Origin of the sequence: Paenibacillus azoreducens (genome assembly GCF_021654775.1) — a bacterium.
Taxonomy (GTDB): domain Bacteria; phylum Bacillota; class Bacilli; order Paenibacillales; family Paenibacillaceae; genus Paenibacillus_AQ; species Paenibacillus_AQ azoreducens.
Genome location: NZ_AP025343.1, coordinates 2,947,206 through 2,968,118, shown reverse-complemented (window position 1 = coordinate 2,968,118; position 20,913 = coordinate 2,947,206). Strand labels below are relative to the sequence as shown.

The window sequence follows — 20,913 nt, the reverse complement described above, 5'->3', positions numbered from 1 at the left end:
TTAAAAGTCCTCAAAATCAAAATCGTTTAATTCGTTTAACATCTGGGCTTCTTCCTCCTTCAGATCATCCGTCAGTATTTCCGCCACCTGCTCCGTACTTACACCCCAAATCTCGCCGAGCAATTCCGCAACCATCGTTTTTTCCTTCGGGCTAAAGGCACTAAAAGCCCGCCGCAAAAATAAGAGCGCCCGCACAAATTCATCATCTTCAAGCGTGCAGATGTAATCATTCAGCTGTTCCCACAGGCTTGTTCGCGACAAAAGCGCATACCGGTTGCGCATCGCCAAGCCTTCGAACCATCCTGCTCCCAAATCCGCGGGGATACCCGGCGATAGCCGCCTTGATACTTCCGCCGCACACTGCTGCGCCGAAATTGAATTCCGCTCCAGCAAAATCGCGCAGGCCAGTCCGGATAAACGGGGATGCGCATCATCTCTGTCCGACAAACGGGAAAGCTCCTGCACCCATAATGCTTCATCGACCTCTTCGCTATGTTCTGCCGCAATATGGTTCAGCTCGCCGATCGCAGATGCCATCGCCTGCGCTACTTCGTCATTGCACTGACTGGCATCATGCAGAAACAGGCAGGCGCGCATGAACAGCTGCTGCAGCAGCGGGATTAGCGGCGTATTGTCCATCCGGCGGATGCCGCCGTAACGGATAAGCTGCGACAGCTTTCTGGCCGCCGCCGCAATCTGAACAACATCCTGGCTTTCAACCGCAAGCCGCTGCATCGTTTGCCGGCCTGCCTCCATTTGATGAACCATCCCGCATTCGTAGGCGACAGTTATCAGCGCAGAAGCCTCCTCAATCGAGCTACACCCCTCCAGCCGCTGCTGCAGCACAAATCCGGCGGCGGTCTCCACGGTTTCGCCCAGCAGATTGGATTCAACCACCTCGATCTCAACCTCGGGAGACCATTTCGCGACCCAATGCTCCGTCCAGTCGGCTTGATCTTGAGTTCTTCCTTTCTCTTGCGCGAAATGGATCCCCAGCAGCTTCAAACGGTGAAACCAGAAGGAACGGTTCAAGTCCAAAAAAGCCGCTTCCTCCGAAGAAACCCTGCGGTTCTCACGCAAATCGAGCACCAAGTCGCTGGCGACAGCTGTCTTATATTTGTCGAGCTTCAGCCGTTTCAACTGGCGATTCATATCATCCTGAATCGGCGTCTGGCTGACGCCTTCCGCAAGTTCCCCAATCGCGGTGCCAACCTCGGCACGAGCCAAGGATTCTGCTATAACGGAAAGCTCGCCGCGTCCGAGCAGCGTTTTGGCCGCATCCCGCAAATCCCGCAGCGTTGGCGCATGGCCGTCATGCAGCGCAGCAAGCGACTCCGCAAACCGTACCGCTTCGATGACTTCCGCAGTCGAACGGTGTGTTCCGGTTTTTCTCAAATCGGCGGCAACAAAAGCAAAATAACGATGCGGCAAATCCCCAAGCGTCCCCCGGGCCATTTGCTTCCACATCATTTCAAAATAATACGGAGCGATATTGCCTGCGCCATAACCGGTCAGGGATGACAGCTTCAAATAGGAATAAGGCATAAGCGTCAGCTTGGTCTTGCGGAACGGCAGCCGCTGCAATTCGTCGTCACTCATGGCCCGGGAAAGATCAGCCAGAGCGGAGGCGTGATATGCCCCGCAGATAACAACGATATTCTCCGGTTGATGTCCGGCCGCGATGGTGTCTGCAATTTGCCTGCACATATAAGCTTCACGGACAGCATTATAGGCATATTCCTGCCGGTCTTCCGTCCATTCCCGCCCTTCCGTAAGCTCCCTCATCTGGCTCGAATAAGCCAAAATCGCCTGCCGGTATGCATCCGGGGTTAAATTATGTTCGAAATTACGCTCCCAGTACGTATCGTAATCATATTCGCCTGAAATGCCTGCAATCAGGTCATATATGCTTCCTGGATCACGAACTTCCGTATCTATTGAATTACCGGCCTCCGGCTCCAAATCTTCAGACCCTCCGATTTCCTTGGAAGACGGCTCTTGATCCTGGGTTTCATGCGATACATCGCTGCCCGAAGGCTGCCCTCCACGCTCTCCGCGTACATCCTGCAGGCAGACCGCAGAAGATGAAGGCAGATCGATAAAAGCGCAGTGGGCTCCCTGATTGCGTGCCCAGAGCATCGCTTGATACTCCGGCGAATATACCGCAAAAGGCCATAATACGGTGCGGATCGGCAGTTCCTCGGTAAATGCAAGAATCGCCACAGGCGGTTTTGTAGAACTATTCGTCAGGTGAATGATCTCGGGCGTCGCGTCCGATGGCCCCTCGATCAATACCGCCGTTGGCTGCAATCGTTCCAAATATTCTACGACATGGTAAGCGCCGGCCGGCGACAAATGCCGGACGCCAAACAGATGAACTCCAGCGCCGCAGACCGTATTCATTGATTCAGCTCCTTGCAGGCATTATAAAGGCCACGCCAGCTTGTTCCCCGTTTCTTCATAACATTATCCAAATACTCTTTCCACACGATCCGGTCCTTCTCCTCATCCTTAACGATCGCCCCCTGAAGCCCCGCAGCCAAATCGTCATCCGTCATTTCCCCGCTGCCAAAGCTTGCCGCCAGCGCCATGCTGTTCGTTAATAACGAAATGGCTTCCGCCGTGGAAATGACACCTGCCGGAGACTTCACCTTGTCCTTTTTGTCCAAAGTCATCCCACTGCGCAGCTCCCTAAAAATGGTCACCACTTTCAGAAGCGCCTCATCCGCCGGTGCCGCCGCCTGCAAGTCGTAGGAAGAAGCAATCTCGGCTACGCGTTTTTTCACGATTTCCACTTCGGTTTCCAGATCCGCCGGCGCAGGCAGGACGATGATATTGAACCGGCGCTTCAGCGCTGTCGACATTTCATTCACGCCGCGGTCGCGGGTATTGGCTGTGGCAATGATGCTGAATCCTTTACGCGCATTGATCTCTTTGCCCAGCTCCGGTATGGAAATCGTTTTTTCCGACAAAATCGAAATCAAAGCGTCCTGCACCTCGGAAGCACAGCGGGATATTTCCTCAAAACGCGCAATCCCTCCCGCCTGCATCGCCCGCATAATCGGGCTTTGCACAAGCGCTTCCGGGGTCGGGCCTTGGGCCAGCAGCATCGCATAGTTCCAAGAGTAGCGGACCTGTTCTTCCGTCGTTCCCGCCGTACCCTGCACAACCAGTCCGGAGTTGCCGTAGATGGCAGCCGCCAAATTTTCGGACAACCAGGATTTCGCCGTTCCAGGTTCCCCAATGAGCAGCAGCGCCCGGTCCGTCACCAGTGTCGCAATCGCCATTTCAACGATTCTCGGGTTTCCAATGTATTTTGGGGTAATGATCTGCTTTCCTGCTTTACCGCCTACGATAAATTTCAACACAGACTGCGGGGACATCTGCCACCCTGCCGGAATTTTGCCCTGATCCTCGCGGATCAAAGCGTTCAGTTCCTCCTGATACAAAAGCTCGGAGGCCTTGCGCATAATATCCTGCATCGTTTGTTCCGTACTCATTGATAACACTCCTTTATGAGGTTGTTCAAAATGTCCGCTGAAAACCGGCCTTTTTGAACACGTATTTTATGAATGGATGGATGACATGTTCTTCAAAATATATTCCAACTGTTCCTCCGCTTTGGAACTGAACTTGGGCAAAGCCGCTCGCACCCGGGCCTCATATGCTGCCGGTAAACCGCAGAGCTGTTCAAACAGGAAGGGTTCGATTTCACGGCAATCGGTATTGCGTTCATCCTCCAGCGCCTGAACAAGCGCTTCGTGCAGCTGCTGCGGCGCAACTTCCGCCCGAACCAGCCCCATGACCGCCAAATTCGCAAAGCGGTTGCGGAACTCCGGCGAATTCCGCAGCTTCAGGAATAAATAGGATGCGGCGTCCGCATGTCCCGGGCGTGCAAATGCGCTTACCAGAGCCATGCGGTCCAATTCGATAAAATGATCCAGCCAGCGCGGGTCCCAACCCGCGGCGATTTCTTCCTGCGGCAGCATTTCCACATGATAGGCATACTCTTCTTCGCCATAAGACCAAACCTGCTTGTATGCTTGATACCGCCGTAAAACAACCATGTCCTCAATCGTATCCAGCAGCTGTTTGCAATAATTGGCGCTCCGGCTGATGGCCTTAGCATGTACCCGGTCTTTCACAATGGGAGAATAGGCCTCGTAAATACGCTCAGGCGATAAAACAGGCTGGGCTTTAATGAATGTCTCGCGTGCATAAGCGTTGGTACCGGCGTAATGTTTCAAATCCGATTCCACTGCGGCCTGTAGAAGCTGCCGGCCCTCTTCCGAGTCCGTTTTTTTGATATAATCAATCGCTTCATTGGCCAGAAACGACCATCCGAGTTTAAACATATAATGCTTATATTCGCGAAGAACGCCCAAATATAACTCCTCAAGTTCAGGACTTGCTTTTTGATGCAGCGCCCAGAGATAACGTTTGACCTGAGTCCAGATTTCCTCCGTTTTTTCCTTGTCCTTCGCAGCATCTTGCAGCGATTGCAGTTGATCCGCGAAGTCCCCCGCCAGCCGCTCGGTAAGCTGCGGCGATTTGCAGCGGTTCAAGGAAGGATTCACAAGTTCACAGTCTTTGCCTTGGGAGGCCTCATAGAGACGGGCAACTGCGCTTTCCCAGCCGCTGTCGGCCAAAGCGTTATAAGCTGCCTGACGGATGCTTTTTTTCTTGTCGCGGCTAAAATCCAGCAGCGCTTGCTCATATTCAATATGGCCCGCTAAGAGCTGAATCGCTGTAGTTCGCACTTCATCCGAACCCGACATGGCGGCCTCGAAAACCGTATTCAGTACTTCCTTGCCGCCATTTTTCGCAATCACGGTCAGTTTACGGGATTCAACCCTGCCTCCCGACGGTTGAAAGCTTGCCAGCAAATACGGTACGATTTCCTTGCCGTAAGAGGGCAAAATATCCGTCATCGCAAAATCGGCGATCTCGGAATACGGATCGCTAAGTGCTTCCACGGCAAGCGGCAGCAGCCGCAGATCCGCAAATACCCCTTCACGATAGCCTTCAATAATTATCTCGTATCTCCCGCCTCCGCGCGTCGACAGTGCGTTCCGAACCGCTGCCAGTTTACGGTAGGACATCCGCGTTTGCAGCGGGAGCGGCGAATTTGCAAGCGGTACCGTTTCTCCTTCGGCCGACCCTTTGCCCTGCGTGCGCAGAACCGACTGCAGCAGCAGGTTCACATCCTGAAGTTTGCGGGCGGAATCCGCCTCACTCCCGCCTGCATCAATCAACTCGTTGACGCCTTCAGCCAGCTTTTTGAATACCGGCGCCTTTTCTCCAAGCTGCTGAAATGGCGGCACCAGCCGTCTAAGCCGATGGTCCCCGGCCGCCAGATCGCTACCCGCGATATATAAACGTCTGATTTCTTCGTTTAGCTCCATCAGCAATGTCTGACTCATATTTGCCTGTCTCCCCCAGTTCCGATTTCATTAAGAAACAATTTCATAATGGATTAATAAAGCAAGCGTATAATCTCCCGTCCAGTCACGATACTCAGCGGCTGCACACGCAAGCGCCCGCTTGCCAAGCCATGATCGAACATGACCAGCACGGCTGTATCCCGCAAACTGTCATCAGGCAAAAATTTCAACAGTTGGACTGTGGAATCTTCCGTCAAATCCTTAAGTTCAAGCGTCTCGCCGTGTGCATCAGCAATAAACAGCCGCCCTTCCTCGTCGGAAACAATTCGGTCCGCATGAATCAGCATCACCGGACTCTGGTCTCCCAGCGGGTTTTTTAGTTGGTTTTTCACCATTTTTACTACCTCGGCATAAGAACTTGCCGCATACTTCCGGATTCGGGCGATATCCTGTTCTTCCACCGGCCGCGTAGAGAAGGATTCGAACCGTACACGGCGGTTGAGATCCCCCGGATAACGGTAAAGAGCCGGCACGCAGGCCGCGTCAAAAAAGCTGTCCTCCTCGCGCATCAGCTTCGCCGCTTTGTATGGACGGTACTGCACGGTATAATGAATTTCCCCGCTGTCCATTTGCATCCAGTAGCCGCAGTCGACGAATTCCTGGCGCGAGGGATCATCATAGCTGTTGAAGGACAACTGGATCAGTTCGGCCTCGGAACTTGACAGTCCCGCATCTTTCAATTCCGAAAGCTGCCATGCATGTCCGAGCCATTCCTCAATGGTCGATTCATGATCAAGCGCAAGTTCCGGATCTTCAAGTTTGGCCTTCAGATGCGCCCGTCCTTTTTTGATAAAAGCGTGAATCACGCCAAGCTGCTCCGTAGCAGCCGTATATGTATCTTCTTTATCTCCTCGGGATGCAAGTATCATTTGCAGCTTGCGCAGTTGGATCTGGGCTCCGTTTAAATAGTAGCTTCCCATTTGTTTTACATGGTCCTGAATGTTTTTGAGCTCTTTGGCGTCGAGCGTCCCAAGACCGCGCCGGATCAAGGAGTGAGTTAGCTTTTCCAGCACATCCAATCCTTCCAGCTGCGCCATGATCTTTTTCTTCAGCGCCGATTTATTCACTTTTTTCGGCTTGGGAGCCGTTCCCGCCGCAGCTTCTTTGGCTTTTTTCTCTTCCCGTTTCTCGGCTTTTTCGCGTTTCGCTGCCAGATCCTCAGGCATCTCCGCAGCCGTAAAATTCTCTCCGCCCGCATAAGCATAAAGCAAACCAAGCACATGTTTGCACGGAATTTGCCGGCTTGGGCAGTTGCAGCGCATGACGGGCTTTTCAGGAACAACGAAATCCGCCGAAGGCGAATAAGGCGTTTTCCCGCTGCCGGCGCAACTGCCAAACAACACCTGCTGATCGTTTGACAAATGAAGTTCGGTAAACTTCCCTTTTTTGACCAGATCATGCCCATTTTTGACGGCTGAGCTGTTCGGCGCTATAGAATCAATCCAACTTTCTGTAATTTCAATCAAACGAATTCCCTCCTGCTTGGATAAATGATGCGACACAACCAAGATTATGATATTAACCCGAATAGATAAATCATACCTAATAATCGAATCTCCCCCTACCCACTTAAGTCCTATTTAAGAACACACATTCTTATCTTGAAATAGGAGACTACAGACAAAAAAACAGACTTATTTCGGCTTATTGAGCCATAAATCAGTCTGTTAATCATTAATATCATTAAATCTATAGGAAAATTCTACCTTTCGGAGTTGGATATCATTCGTTTTTGCGAAATAAATAAGCATGTTTTTTTAACTATGCGAAGCCGACTCTACCAAGCCTGCTTTCACCAATTTGGTGAGTATTTTCGACAGATACGTAGCAGAGACGCCCTGCTTTTCGGCAAGCTGCTGTACCCTGACAGGTTTATCCGGGGATTCGGCATCAAATCGAATATCGTGTGAAGCGCATAATCGGTTGCTTTTGAAAATTTCATTTTTTCACCTTTTCGATTACAGACTTCGTATATCTACAATGACCTCGATAATATCCAAAGTCAAATAATTATTTATATGCCCTAGCTTAAGATCTAGGCACCTCTCCTTCCTCCCCCTAATATAGTGTAGATAGAGAAAGGCGGGGATGCACGTGACAACGATAGAGGTGCTGGAAAAGCGGGCTATTTTTATGGCTGCGGTTTGCGGACAGACCTATGACCAGTTCACGAACTCAGACGGGACGTTTGTTGTTCCGGCGAATTATACGGTCAGAGATACGATTGAAGCAAAATCGATTATCCATGCTTGGGAACGTTTTGGATTCGTCCTCGAGTCTCCGCAGGAAATCATCATTGCCTTTCGGGGAACCATTTCGACAACAAACTGGATCTCCGACATGATCGCCTCCCAAAAAAACTTCAAATATGTTAAAGACGCTTGCCTTACCCACCGCGGCTTCACTGACATTTATTCCTCCGCCCGCAGCCACATCATATCCGCGCTGGCCAAGCTGTCTGCAAACAAAACGCTATACATTACAGGCCACAGCCTCGGTGCCGCACTCGCAACCTTATGCGTTGTCGATGTCGCCGCCAATACCTCCTTCCGCTCCCCATTCCTCTTCACATTCGGTTCACCTCGCGTTGGCGACCCGGCCTTTGCCAAAGCTTTTTCGAAATATGTACGGAACAGCTACCGAGCTGCGAATCTGTTTGATGTCGTGACACATGCCCCGCCTACCGTTTACAAACTGCCCAAGCGGGAAAAAAGATATTATTATAGCCATGTCCCAACTTTGTCGTCGCAGTATTTTCAGAATGGTTCCTTTGGTGGGAATCATATTATTTCAAGCTATTTCGCCGAGCTTGCCAAACTCCATCCGAAATTTACCGAACAGCTCCGCTCGGCTAATCCCGGGTTCTGTCCGGATGTTGAAACAAAAACCCAAGAATAGCTGGCCTGTTGGGGCCGACTGTTTAGCAAGGCGACATCAAGCAACAGCTGTTTAAGTCACCCCAATGAGTTCCCGAACGAGTCCTTCCGCGCAAAACTGCCGTTTAGTAAGAAAAACGTCTATCGACGTACTTTCTAGGAAGACAGACCGCATTTAGCGGATGTTTTTCTTGCGATTATAGAATTGTTCAGCGTAGCAAGAAAATTTATAAATTCTATAATCTTAAAGAAAAGGCAGCCGATCACAAGAAATCGACTGCCTTTAAACACCTAAATTTAGTTATTGTTTCCCGTTAGTTTATCGAGATGCTGTCGGGAACCACTACTTTTTGTTTTTTATGGGACCATATCACTACTGGAATTAGTAAAAGTGCTAGGCAACCACCGGAAAGCGAAAGCGCAGCGTAACTGGAATGTGCTACAACCATACCGGATAATGCTCCCCCCGCTGCCCCTGCAAGAGCTATTAACACATCTATCGTCCCTTGAGTTTTTGCACGTGTTGCTAGATCGGTCGCATCTACGATAAGTGCAGTCCCACTGATTAAGCCAAAGTTCCAGCCGAGTCCCAACAAAGCAAGGGCAGTGATAAGAATAAACATGGAATCTGCAGGTGCTATAGCTGCAATTATACCGGCCAGCAGTAGAATACCACCCGAAGCTATTGACATGGCAGCACGGCCGATCTTATCAACAAGAATGCCTGTAATGAGCGAAGGAAAATACATAAAACCAATATGAATGCCTATTACTAATCCTACATCTCCTAAACTATGACCGTGGTGCTTCATGTGTATTGGCGTCATTGTCATAATTGCGACCATAACGATTTGAGTTAAAATCATTACGGTTGCCCCTACAACTAAACCTCTGTTGTTATTTTTATGCGATTTTGTTTGCGCGGCTGCAGATTGACCCAGATCTGATTGCGCTTTATAGATCGCTTTCGCTACGACGAATGGGTCTGGGCGGAGGAAAATAAAAAATACCATACCTGCAAGGAGGAACGCCCCCGCAGCTAAAATAAACGGACCCGCAAGGGCTGGAACCCCAATCGACGCTGCAAATCGTCCCATAACCTCTACCAGGTTGGGCCCTGCAACCGCGCCGAAAGTAGTCGAAACCATTGAAATACTAATTGCTTTTGCCCGCTGGGTAGGTTTAGCTAAATCTGTTCCTGCATAACGTGCTAGTAAATTTGTAGCCGTGCCTGCACCGTATATAAGGAGCGATGCGAACAAAAGTACAATACTATGATTTACTGCAGCCAATATTACGCCTATCGCACCGATTCCGCCTGTCAAGAATCCTGCGGCAAGCCCCAAACGGCGCCCGTAATGTTGCGAAAGACGACCAACAAGCAGAGCGGCTGCAGCAGAACCAAGAGTTAACAAGGCAGCGGGAATGCCTGTCAAGCTTTCCGTTCCCAACATATCCTGAGCAAGAAGCGCGCCCACTGTTACCCCAGCAGCAAGACCTGCGCCTCCAAAAATTTGCGATATGACTACAATGAGCAGGGAACGCCTATATAATTTTCGCTGCAGATCCGGGGAATCCACATAACCTCGTATATTATGAGGTTCATGCATCATCGCTTAAAACCACCTTTTTTCGATTTATTGTTTTTAAAAGTCGCCATAGCTAAACGAAAGGCGTTTCCATGCTTTTTCAGTTCACTTGTTTCTAAAATATTGCCAACTTCTAGATGAAATTGCCCCATAGGGTGAAAAATTAATTAGATAACTCAATAAAAACAGTTGAAGGCAGCCGACCTCTTTTGGTCAGCTACCTTTACTTAACGTAAGGTTGTTCAAGTTTCTTTCCTATTCATCTTTGATTACTGGCAGTAAATAGTCAAGAATAATTTTCTGTCCTTTCTCCAGTGGTGTGCAATATCTATCATATGTGTAGACATCACACCAATAAAAGTTTTCAAAATCAATTTTGTATCCTGTTTTCTCGATTGCTTCGGAACAAAGTAAGTATGCACAATCAAAAATATCGTTAAGGTTATCGGATTCGATCCATATTTTGGCAAATGTTCCTGCGGATATATTCTCAGAATACATTTTTTCTGGAACAGGTGCGTCAAGTTCTACAAATTTACCTATGATATATTGGAAATGATCTTTTCCAACAAATTTACTCATATGCCCAAGTCCAATATAATCATCCATATCTTTGCAAATCCATCTTTCAATTTCTTGAATTCTGTCAAAAACGCCTTCCTTGAATGCTGAACCCCAGCACTCTTCCCCTGCCTTTTGAAACGAAGTCATTTTCATCATGCCTACAATTTTACGGGCGCCAAATTCTACATACTCGATTTTTTTAAGCTCTGCCATAATTCGCTTTCCTCCTACAATTCTAATATTTGTAAAGGAGGTGCGAGGATAATCATGAAGCGGTTTACCAAACTTTCTAACACTAGAAGGAGAAACCTTGTGATGCTCTTTGAATGCTCTTGTAAAAGCAGCATGGGAATTAAAACCATATTTCATAGCTATGTCAATAATTTTTTCACTGCTGTTTCTGATATCATAACCCGCTAACGTCAATCGGCGTTTTCTTAAATACTCACTAATAGTTATACCTGTAATATATACAAAAATACGCTGAAACAAGGGAGCAGGACAGCCTGCTATTTTAGAAATGACGTTATAATCCACTTCATCTGAGCAAAGTATAATATTCTCCAGGTATTCCACTACACACTCAAAAGCTTTAAAGTTATCCATTGCGCGCACCTCCTTTCGTATCAAAAATTATAGGAAGTTGTTAGCTCTATCACTTTACAAGAACTGTACATTTTATGTAAAGAAATAAATCACGCTTTGTTTATACGAATCTGCTGGATTCAATTCCCTCCTCAATATGAATGCAACGGTTCAAAGGGGTACCCCTTATCATCTTCGGACGATAAGAAATCCCCCTTTAGTTGGGTTTGGCAATAATCAGCTTTCTTCCCTTGGCCAACCACCCCACAAGTTACCCATATGACCGTCCGGATCGCGGAAGGTAAAGCTGTACCCGCCTTGCGGCTTGTACACCATCTCGCCGATTTCAGCCCCCTTCTTCTTCAATTCTTCGTGCGCTTCATGAATGTTGTCTACCTGCAGCGAAATGATTGGCTGGAGCTGACCCCTGCTATTCGTAAAGTCCAATTTCGGCACCTCCGGGCACTGAATAAGCCCAAGTCCGACACCCCCAACGTTAAGCCAAGCCTCTTGGTCGCCTGGAGTATATTCGAATGTGAATGGAATGCCAAGAATCTCCTTGTACCACCTCACGGAAACCTCAAGATCACGTACCGGCAATTGGACAACCGCATAGTTTTTTACGCTCACTGCCATTAAATATTCCTCCTTAAAATCGTTCTTCACCATTTATAACGAACACTTACGAAGAAAAGAAACGGGTACCGCTAAATATTTTGAAAAAATCCAATCAAATGACCGTCCGGATCCCGAAGCGCAAAGGAATAGCGGCCTTCCTCTACAGATACTTTTTCGATCATGACACCTTGGGAAGCCAGACTCAGATATGCACGACAAATCATCTCTGCATCTCCTTTTTGAAAGCCTGCCACGAATGTCTCGAACAATACTGTAGGCATGTCCTCTCCGACGCGCCTCTTCGGCTTTCCATTTCTCACGATGTCCTGCCTGTTCCCGCCCGCAAATGAGTGCAAGCGCCGGCGCGCCCGTTTCAGCCCTTCTTTTACAGCGCCTTCTGTCATGCGTAATAACAATGCAGTCTCTGCCGCGCTGAACACGAATGCATCGATCAGGATGACGAGCACCATTTGCCTGGGATTCAGCGATTCGGCCAGCTGTTCAAGCAGCTCGCGGGCCAGCCATTCATTCATAGAAAGCGAGGCAGACAGATGGAAATCCTCATCGAATGTCGTATCGTTGTGCCGCTTCCGCTCTGCCCTGCAGTGGTCAATCCAAGCGTTCTTTGCAATCCGGAAAAGGAATGCTCGACTGATCGAACGATGGGGCGACCGCAAAATTGCCTGCATTGCCTTCGTTAGTACTTCCTGCATCAAGTCCTCTGAATCCCATTCGTTACCGGCAAGAGACCTGCAATATGCCTTCAATCCGGGCAAGTAGGGCTCTATCCTTGCGAAAGCGTCTCCTTCCGCCAACTCCCCGTCGAGTCTAATCGCCATTTATGTTTACCCCTTCAAGTTGAGTAGTGCTGCTTAACCGTCCCTCGATCTTGTCTATCTCATCAATTTCCATCCCATATTTCCCCCCTTTATTTGGTATATTGTATCACGAAGCAAATGAAGACAACCAAAAGCTTCGGAGGCATTGGGTCAAAAACATACTGAATGAACAACCGATTGGAGAAACTGGTCTAAGCATTTCGCAGAAATACTTGCTTGCAAATGGAATTATTGATTGCGTCGTGGGACCTGTAACGGTTAAGTTCTTTTCAATTGTTTTCCCACTTGGATATTGCTTGGGAAAAGCTCGAAGAAATCATCGTCCTATTCGAAAGTGAATGGAAAATTACGGAAAGTGGAGGGGCTTTTACTTTCGGCGCGCAAAAGTCCCTCTCAGAACTGTCTTTATTGAGCTATCGTTCCCCATTCGTATAACAAAGTACCCTCCGATGAATTGAAGCATTTTTTCGGGACCGAAAGGAAGAGCTTTGACTTCCCGCTAACCAGTCCTAAATACGAATTATAAAAATGAGACGCCAGCTTTAACTTTGGCCACTGGCGGCGGCCGTGCCGACTTGAATGCGGCATTTTATCTCCTTGATCGAATCCGGATCTAAGGCTTCCATTGCACTCAGCAATCCATTTTGAATGACCCGGTTCCATTCCACTTCGTTTTCCTGTGAATACTTATATACCCCTTTTGGTAGCTCTACGATTAGATAAACCTGCTCGGAATTGCGGTATCTTTTGTCTTTGTCCAACCATTTAAGCTCGTTTTCAAATGCATTGATTCGTACGGGTTTGTTACGGTTGACGCCGGACTTTAACCGACGAGCAATGGGTTTTGTGCGCCCCTTGTTCTTTTTGTTCATAATAAAAGTTTCCTACTTTCCTTCATATTTGAATAAAACATTATATGCTTCAAGTAGGATTCTGGGCTGGGCAAGAGCGGATGCCGCTGCCAGCGCGGTGCAAAAGCATATAGCTTGCAAAAGCCGAAGAAATAATTGCGGAACTTTCGCACGAGTACCCACGACATTCATAAGAAATTTATGATATTCCCCCTTTCATCTTTATAATTTTTTTGTAAGCTGGAACAAGTTCGTATTTATGGTAAGGGGAGGAAGATCAGCATGAGATTTTGGGAAATAGGCTTGATCGTGGTTAATTTTGGCCTGTTGTACTGGGCGGTAATCACGAACAAGAAAGGTGGACGGGGATTGTTCATCCCTTTAGGGATCGCCCTCAGTTTGGTAATCGTGCAGATTGTTGTGGAAGGTGGACGTTGGGAGATGATTCCGGCCTACTTGACACCGCTCTTATTGACGGCTTATTTCTTCATTGGCAAGCGGAAGGAGGGCGGCAAAAGCAGGATTGCGCTTACGGTTCAAGCGGTGCTATTGACCGTATATTTGTTGGTCTCGGTTGCGCCGCCTGCAGTGCTGCCGGTATTCTCATTTGATGAACCAACGGGACCCTATGCGGTCGGAACGACGGTTTATCATTGGGTTGACGATAAGCGGCGGGAAGTATATTCGGATAACCCTGCCGATAGGCGCGAGCTGATGGCGCAAATTTGGTATCCGGCTGCCGAAGGCGGCGGGGAAGAGAGAAGCCCTTACCTCCAGAATGCATCTAAGATGACAAAAGCCATATCAAGCAAAATGATGGGTCTTCCGGCTTTTGTGCTAAGCCATCTAGGGTTGATCAAAACGCATGCTTTGGTAGATGCCAAACTCTCGAACTCGGGGAGCCCGTACCCGGTTTTGATTTTTTCCCATGGGATGAACGGATATCGCAATCAGAATATGTACCAGCTAGAGGAGCTTGCCAGCCACGGCTACATCGTAATAGCCATCGATTATGCCTATGAAGCTGCGGCTTCCGTTTACCCTGACGGAAGAGTCGCCGTGAGCAAAACCGATCCCAACTTGACTTCCAATGCCCAGTATGGAATGCACATCCCGCTTTGGACCAGCGACGCTGCGTTTGTGCTCAATCAAGTGGCGAAGCTCAATCAGAACGATGCTGCAGGTCGATTTACCGGCAAAATCGATCTTGATCGAATCGGCATGCTTGGACATTCATTCGGTGGAGCTGTTACGGTGCAAATGTTAAAGAATGATTCGCGTGTGAAGGCTGCCCTTAGTATGGATGGAGGGTTTTATGGTCCGCCGGTTTCAGACAAAGGATTCGGAAAGCCGTTCTTCATGATGTATGCAGACGAGACGTACAGCAAAATAATGACTTCTTACGATGATGTCGCCGAACAGTTTGGCGGGGTAAGCCGCGAAGCGTTCGAAGCCCCAAGGAAAGAATATATCCAAAAATCGGGCTATGCTCTGGCAGGCGGAGGGTTATCGATCCTTATTCCGGGTTCAAAGCATGCAAGCTACACCGATCTTGCGTTATTCTCTCCGCTGCTAGGCCTCAGCGGCACGGACCCGCGGCGGGATCACCGCATCGTGAACGAATTCAGTGTTGCCTTCTTCGATCGGTATTTAAAAGGGAAAGACGATTCTACGCTGCAAGATTTGGCCGCCAAGTACCCAGAAGTGAATTTCAAGGTGAACAACTAATCATTTTTTATGCGGGATTGGATACGGGAAGTTCAATGATGAAAGCATAACGTCCCGATGAATGAACCAGGCTTAAGGTGCCGTTGTGCCTTTCGACGATATTCTTGGCAATGGATAGTCCTAATCCTGAACCGGCCTGGATCGCATGGGCCGTTCGCGAGTGATCGGCTTTGTAAAACCGCTCAAATAGCAGCTCTTCCTGTTCCTTCGATATCGGAGTTCCTTCATTCTCGACCTTGATGGCAACAAAAGGGGAGCGTGCTTCCAATGATACGCGAACAACTCCCGGCTTCACGGAGAACTTCAAAGCATTCATCAGAAGGTTGTCGATGGCTCTCCTTATTTTTCCCGGATCCATAGGTATCGGCATCGGCTTGAACGCCAAAAACGTCTCCACAGTGACCCCAAGTTCTTTGGCGAAGGGTTGGAATTCGGCTGCAATCTGCGTGAGCAGTTCCCGTATATCGAACTGGCCCATTACTAGCTTGGCGTCACTGGAGGTAAGACGCGTGTACTCAAATAAGTCATCAATGAGGTTCTTCAGTTGCATGGCTTTGTTGTAGGTGATGTCGACGAATCGTTCCTGCTCCTGCTCATTGTGATAGACTCTGTTTTTCAACAATTCCAGATACCCGATTATGTTGGTAAGGGGCGTCCGTAAATCGTGGGATACGCCTGTAATCAAGTCCATTTTGGACTTTTCGATTTGCCGTTCCTTTGCGATTTGGCGTTCCAGTTTTTCGGCCATAGCGTTAATGTTTTCCGCAACCCTGCCCAGTTCGTCTTTCCTTAAGAGCGGAACGCGATGGCGCAGATTTCCTCCGGCGATATAATCAAGTCCTTCCGCCAGATTAAGCAAATATTGCACGATTCGTCGGGTCATAAGGGAAAAGCTCAAAATAAAGGGGACGATAAACGAAACAATAGATAATACGCCATATAACAGGGTTGATAAATAGGGGAAATGTCTATCGGCAAGAAGACTATTTAACAAAAATTCGTTGAGTAGGGACGATACGTTCATCGCAATGATTAAGCTTAGAATAAACGACCAGAACATGCGCACACGAATGCTTCGTTTCCCGGAAATCAGAGCAAGGAGTTTATTTTTCAATTTTGTAACCCACTCCCCAAACTGTCTTGACGTACCGGGGTTCCCGCGGGTTCGCCTCAATTTTCTCCCGGAGGTTTCGGATATGAACTACAACCGTGTTATCCGAGATGTTGGAAGACTCTTTCCAAACCCTTTCATAAATTTTATCCACGCTAAACACTTGTCCGCGATGGCTTGCCATCAGTTCGAGTATGGAAAATTCAAGAGGTGTCAGGGATATTTCCTTTCCCTTTACGGTTACTTGATGCATCGCCCTGTCTATGATTAAGTCACCGGCGGCAATGACGTCTTCCTCTGGCTTCTTGACGGAGTAGCTTTGCCGGCGTAGTTGCGCCTTGACCCGGGCCGTCAATTCCAAGAGACTGAACGGCTTGGTCATATAATCATCCGCTCCGGTAGTCAACCCGGTTATAACATCAATTTCTTCTTCCTTGGCAGACAGTATGATAATGGGGATCTTCGAGAATTCTCTGATTTTCAGGCATGCCCTGATTCCATCCATATGGGCCATCATCACGTCCAGAATGATCAATTGCACGGATGATGTCTTGACAATCTCCAGCGCCTGCAAACCATTCTCCGCTTCCAGCACATGATATCCTTCATTACACAAGAAGATACGTATAAAGTCCCTGATTTCGGAGTCGTCATCCACAACCAATATGGTGACCTTGTTCATCTGCAACCTCCCTGGTTATTGCTTAAAATCGGTCTTAGCTCCCAGCATAAGAAAAACATATGAAGATTTCGTTGGGGAAATTCTAAAGAATCTCTGAAGTTACGCGGATTCTCCTTATGATTCCGTCGATCACGTTGCGGCTGACAACCCGGAATGGTGCCCCTGAACGGCGAATGAGAATTTTATGAAAGTCAAAAACCGGTGAAGCATGATCACTGAAACATACACCGGTTGTGGATGATTTTCTTTAATTTGCTTGACGATTTCTCTCGCTCAAATAATGTAGTCATTCGTTTTTCATCTTGTGTCATCTGCAGTATGCTGTGACCTGCCGCTGGCCTTTTCGCCTTCAAGCACCATGCATGTACTCGTGGAAAAAGCAACCAGACTTCCTTTCTCATCGAACAGATTGCATTCCACCAAACCGATCGTTTTGCCGCGTTTTTTCACCTCGGCTTCCGCCCTGACCTTTCCCAGCCAGATCGGCTTCAAGAAATTGATTTTCAATTCAATGGTCGTGAACGTTTCATGCGGCTGAAGCGTCGTTCCGAACGCCATGCCCATCGCCATATCGGCAAGGGTAGTCGTGACGCCGCCATTAACCGTTCCTTGCGGATTGGAATGATCGTACGTTGCTTCCAATTCAAAAACCGAACGGCCCTCCTCGATGTCTAAAGGTCGGATACCCATTAGAAGTTCGACAGGAGACGGCGCAATTTCTCCTGCGATAATGCGTTTATATTGGGATAACAATCCATTCAAGAGGTTTGCTCCTTTCCGCCATTCATAATCAATCTATTTCATTTTATATCAGATGGTAAATAATAGGAAGCGCCCTTCTTTTTCCTCCCCTGACATCGTGCCTGAGCCAAATCCCTTTATGATTTTCCATCCAGTACCGTCGGCGTCTTCGTCTTTGCCCGCAATACGGTGCCCGCAGCGATGCACAGCAAGGCCAACGCGGCAAACAGAATACCGCCCCATATTATTTCTCCCGTACCGGCTCGGGCGATCACCCAACCTCCTGCAGCCGTCCCGATCGTGACCCCCAGATTGGAAAAGGAAACGAATAGACTGTTCGCAAACTCCGGCGCTTCAGACGCTTCCGATGTCAGCCAGATTTGACTGACGATAAGTCCGCTTGTATGCACCGCTCCCCATATTACAACGATTACGCTAAGCCAAATGAGCGATGCTCCTTTATAGTGCAGGAGAATGTAGCACAATGCCAACGCGACCGGATACAGCAGCGTCGTTTTCGTCAGAGAACGTCCAAGCAATTTGCCTGCATACCAGTTGCCCGCCACGCCGCTGGCGCCAAAAACGACCAGCAAGATGCTCACCATCCCCCCATTCATACCCGGACGCTGCCCCATAAATTCGGCAAAATAGCTGTACACGTCAAACATCGCGGCGAGTATAAAACTGGCGGCTCCGATATTCAGCCACAAGGCCGGTTTACGCAATACCCCGAGCTGCCGTCTGATTGAGGCAGGTTTTTGGTCGTCGGCTGTAGACGGTACCATAAAGGCGATTCCCAGACAGGCAACCCCGTTCACAATCGCCGAGAGAACAAACGCACTCCCAAGCGAAAATTGATTAGCGACGAAAGACGTAATCGGAATGCCAAGCACCATCCCCGTGCTAACTCCGAGAAATACCTTTCTACTTGCAAGTGCGGCCCGCTCTTTATCCGACAGCACCGCAGCCAATACGAAGGCAATGGAGAAATAAACAGGATGAAAGAAAGCCGGAATGACCCGAAATGTCAACAAAATTGGAAAGGTCGGCGCAAAAGCCGAAACGAGGTTAAAGACGGCAAACAACGCGAGAACGCCCGTCAGAACGCGTTTCCGATTCCATCTCGACATCAGGAGAGTCATCCAGGGACCAAACAGTGCAATAATGAGCGCAAATGAACTTACAAGCATACCCGCCTGAGGGGCGGTCACTCCGTACTTTTTCATAATCAGCGGCAGCAGGCCGACGACGCCAAGTTCGGTATTAATAATGCTAAAAATGCCAAGTGCAATGAAAAATATAGAACCGTTCCGTTTCACAAAACCCCTCCGTTAATTTGTATATTTAAATATACAATTTTCTAGATATGTTATTGCAAATGAATAGGCAGCCTCACGATGGCGACTGCCTGTCCTTATATTTTATTCTTGATAAAATTGGCTATAAACATTAGCGTTTCTTCGTTTCGCCGGTAGTACGTCCATTGACCGTAACGCCGGGATTCGAGCAGTCCGGCCTTTTTCATCATCGTCAAATAACTGGAAATCACGGATTGGGACAACCCCGTTTTTTCCTGAATGCTTCCTACGCATATCCCTCCTTTGAAATCAGCATCCGGAGGCAAAAACAATTGCGGCCCAAAATTTGCGTCCGGTTCCTTTAACCACTCCAGAATTTGCAAGCGAGTGTCATTGGACAACGCCTTGAAAATCAATACCATATCCATAGCTCTATTATATCTGCTTATCTAGATATTTCAATCTCTAAATTTGCTGATGCATCCCTTCCCCTCATTCATCAATCTTGGGAACTGCTTTGTGCAGAAGATGTCTGTTACTTGAATCGTCCGTATATTCAACGTGCTCGATTTCGCCGGATGCCGAATAACGAAACACAAGCTGTTCATTGACCATCTCGGTTATAAAAGTCACCCTGGCGGTGTCTTGGCTTACTGGGATCAGTTTAAACTTATACAATATGCCGTACATTTTTGGAACAGTAAGGTAAAGTTCGTTGTTTTTCAGCGATATGTCCAACATTACTGTGTCATAATGATCTGAATACTTGCCTACGATCAATTCTCTTTTATTAAATTGAATCGGCTCAGCGGGAAGCGGTAAAGAAACATTTTCGCCAAAAACAAGCTTGGCCATTTCACGGCTTAAATGGGTTACAGGAGTTACGCTCATATTACTCAAGAAAATGATCGTAACATCATCATCCACAAACCTGAGAAAATCGCTGAAATATCCGTCAATATCGCCAAAATGATTGATGCATGTTCGGCCTTGCATTTCTGAAATCATCCATCCGCATGCATAAGATCCGTGATTTGGCGTAAACATTTTTTTCGTCGAATTTTTGCTTAACAATTTGGATGTTTTTAATGCTTGATCCCAAATGAACAGATCCTCAGTCGTCGAATACAAGCCATAGCAACCTAATGGGAATGATAAATCTGTATAGGCAGCATGAATCGGTTCTTCAAAAAAAGAATACCCGGAAGCCAGATTCGATACGATTCGTACGCCATCATCACAGCCGGTATGGTACATTCCTAAAGGTTGGCAAATTTTCTCCCGGATATAATCGGAGTAGGACATCCCGGAAACGGATTCGATAATCTGCGTTAACAAAGCATAACCTGAATTTGAGTATCCAAACCTGCTACCCGGTTCAAACTCCAAATCGCGAACCTTAAATGAATCAATCAGTTGAGTTAGCGTTAATGGAAGTCTCATGGTATAAGACCAAAAGTCGGGGAAACTAGTGTAGTTGGGAATGCCGGAAGTATTCGTTAAGCAATGGTAAATCGAAATGCGATCCCCGTTTGGATAATCTGAAATATATTTATCTAGAGTATCGTTAATATTCAGTTTTTTCTCCTCATGCAGTTGAAATATGCCCATGGCTGTAAAAGCTTTGGTTAGGGATCCGATGCGAAATTTGGTTGCAGGCGTATTTGGCACCTTGTGCTCCCGGTTGGCCATTCCGAAGCCTTCTTTAAAAATAACCTGTCCGTTGCGAGCTATTAATATCGATCCGTTTAAATAGCCATTTTGAGCGTAAGACGCCATCCATTTTCCGATCCGTTCCTGGAGCATAATCCAGCCCTCCTAAATATTTTGAGTCACCTAAATCGTATCAAAGAACCAACGAAAAATGGAGGTAATAAACAATTAATGTTAAAGTATCCTGCCAGAAGCTTAAACCTTCTTCAGCAAAACAATACGATTCGTGTTTCAATTCCCCCTCCATATATTTCCTCCTATTTGTGTTTCTCCT

The 20,913-nt window shown here is 47.8% G+C and carries 17 protein-coding genes and 1 pseudogene; 2 read left to right on the top strand and 16 right to left on the bottom strand.

Annotated elements, in window-relative coordinates:
* The 5 genes and pseudogenes from L6442_RS12915 to L6442_RS12895 all read right to left on the bottom strand — a co-directional run.
* Window positions 1-2,403 (bottom strand): DUF5682 family protein, encoded by a 2,403-nt coding sequence (locus L6442_RS12915; RefSeq protein ID WP_212977258.1) that lies wholly within the window; start codon window positions 2,401-2,403, stop codon window positions 1-3.
* On the bottom strand, window positions 2,400-3,500 hold the full coding sequence (locus tag L6442_RS12910; protein ID WP_194232087.1) for an ATP-binding protein: 1,101 nt from the start codon (window positions 3,498-3,500) through the stop codon (window positions 2,400-2,402). The genes L6442_RS12915 and L6442_RS12910 overlap by 4 nt, the downstream gene beginning before the upstream one ends.
* 66 nt (window positions 3,501-3,566) lie before the next feature.
* The gene (locus L6442_RS12905; protein WP_212977257.1) at window positions 3,567-5,423 is read right to left on the bottom strand and encodes a HEAT repeat domain-containing protein; all 1,857 of its coding nucleotides are present in this window, start codon (window positions 5,421-5,423) and stop codon (window positions 3,567-3,569) included.
* Between the two features lie 53 nt (window positions 5,424-5,476).
* Window positions 5,477-6,910, bottom strand: coding sequence for an SWIM zinc finger family protein (locus tag L6442_RS12900; protein ID WP_212977256.1), 1,434 nt, complete (start codon window positions 6,908-6,910; stop codon window positions 5,477-5,479).
* Window positions 6,911-7,210: 300 nt separating this feature from the next.
* Window positions 7,211-7,386, bottom strand: a pseudogene (locus tag L6442_RS12895) (RrF2 family transcriptional regulator); the annotation flags it as partial.
* 191 nt (window positions 7,387-7,577) lie between these two features.
* Between L6442_RS12895 and L6442_RS12890 the strand changes: the two are divergent.
* The gene (locus tag L6442_RS12890; RefSeq protein ID WP_373871791.1) at window positions 7,578-8,342 is read left to right on the top strand and encodes a lipase family protein; all 765 of its coding nucleotides are present in this window, start codon (window positions 7,578-7,580) and stop codon (window positions 8,340-8,342) included.
* Window positions 8,343-8,634: 292 nt separating this feature from the next.
* Here the strand turns inward: L6442_RS12890 and L6442_RS12885 are convergent, their stop codons facing one another.
* The 5 genes from L6442_RS12885 to L6442_RS12865 all read right to left on the bottom strand — a co-directional run bounded on the left by L6442_RS12885 (window position 8,635) and on the right by L6442_RS12865 (window position 13,387).
* Entirely contained in the window at window positions 8,635-9,933 is a 1,299-nt protein-coding gene (locus L6442_RS12885; RefSeq protein ID WP_212977254.1) for an MFS transporter, read from the bottom strand.
* 231 nt (window positions 9,934-10,164) lie between these two features.
* Window positions 10,165-11,079, bottom strand: coding sequence for an AraC family transcriptional regulator (locus L6442_RS12880; protein WP_212977253.1), 915 nt, complete (start codon window positions 11,077-11,079; stop codon window positions 10,165-10,167).
* A 216-nt stretch (window positions 11,080-11,295) separates the two neighbouring features.
* Window positions 11,296-11,694, bottom strand: coding sequence for a VOC family protein (locus L6442_RS12875; protein WP_212977252.1), 399 nt, complete (start codon window positions 11,692-11,694; stop codon window positions 11,296-11,298).
* Window positions 11,695-11,765: 71 nt separating this feature from the next.
* Window positions 11,766-12,515, bottom strand: coding sequence for an RNA polymerase sigma factor (locus L6442_RS12870; protein WP_212977251.1), 750 nt, complete (start codon window positions 12,513-12,515; stop codon window positions 11,766-11,768).
* A 542-nt stretch (window positions 12,516-13,057) separates the two neighbouring features.
* A complete protein-coding gene (locus tag L6442_RS12865; RefSeq protein WP_212977250.1) occupies window positions 13,058-13,387 on the bottom strand; it encodes a hypothetical protein in 330 nt (109 codons plus the stop codon).
* Window positions 13,388-13,648: 261 nt separating this feature from the next.
* On the opposite strand from L6442_RS12865, the gene L6442_RS12860 reads away from it, so the two are divergent.
* Window positions 13,649-15,094: an alpha/beta hydrolase family protein gene (locus L6442_RS12860; RefSeq protein ID WP_212977249.1), complete on the top strand. Its 1,446-nt coding sequence runs from the start codon at window positions 13,649-13,651 to the stop codon at window positions 15,092-15,094.
* Between the two features lie 7 nt (window positions 15,095-15,101).
* Here L6442_RS12860 and L6442_RS12855 read toward each other — a convergent pair whose 3' ends face one another.
* The 6 genes from L6442_RS12855 to L6442_RS12830 all read right to left on the bottom strand — a co-directional run bounded on the left by L6442_RS12855 (window position 15,102) and on the right by L6442_RS12830 (window position 20,732).
* Window positions 15,102-16,208 (bottom strand): sensor histidine kinase, encoded by a 1,107-nt coding sequence (locus L6442_RS12855; protein ID WP_237100296.1) that lies wholly within the window; start codon window positions 16,206-16,208, stop codon window positions 15,102-15,104.
* Entirely contained in the window at window positions 16,198-16,887 is a 690-nt protein-coding gene (locus tag L6442_RS12850) for a response regulator transcription factor (protein WP_212977248.1), read from the bottom strand. The genes L6442_RS12855 and L6442_RS12850 overlap by 11 nt, the downstream gene beginning before the upstream one ends.
* Window positions 16,888-17,184: 297 nt before the next feature.
* Window positions 17,185-17,649, bottom strand: a complete 465-nt coding sequence (locus tag L6442_RS12845) for a PaaI family thioesterase (RefSeq protein ID WP_237100295.1) — start codon at window positions 17,647-17,649, stop codon at window positions 17,185-17,187.
* 116 nt (window positions 17,650-17,765) lie between these two features.
* On the bottom strand, window positions 17,766-18,947 hold the full coding sequence (locus L6442_RS12840; RefSeq protein WP_212977247.1) for an MFS transporter: 1,182 nt from the start codon (window positions 18,945-18,947) through the stop codon (window positions 17,766-17,768).
* 95 nt (window positions 18,948-19,042) lie between these two features.
* Window positions 19,043-19,354 (bottom strand): ArsR/SmtB family transcription factor, encoded by a 312-nt coding sequence (locus tag L6442_RS12835; RefSeq protein WP_212977246.1) that lies wholly within the window; start codon window positions 19,352-19,354, stop codon window positions 19,043-19,045.
* 64 nt (window positions 19,355-19,418) lie between these two features.
* A complete protein-coding gene (locus L6442_RS12830; protein WP_212977245.1) occupies window positions 19,419-20,732 on the bottom strand; it encodes a serine hydrolase domain-containing protein in 1,314 nt (437 codons plus the stop codon).
* Between the last annotated feature and the right edge of the window lie 181 nt (window positions 20,733-20,913).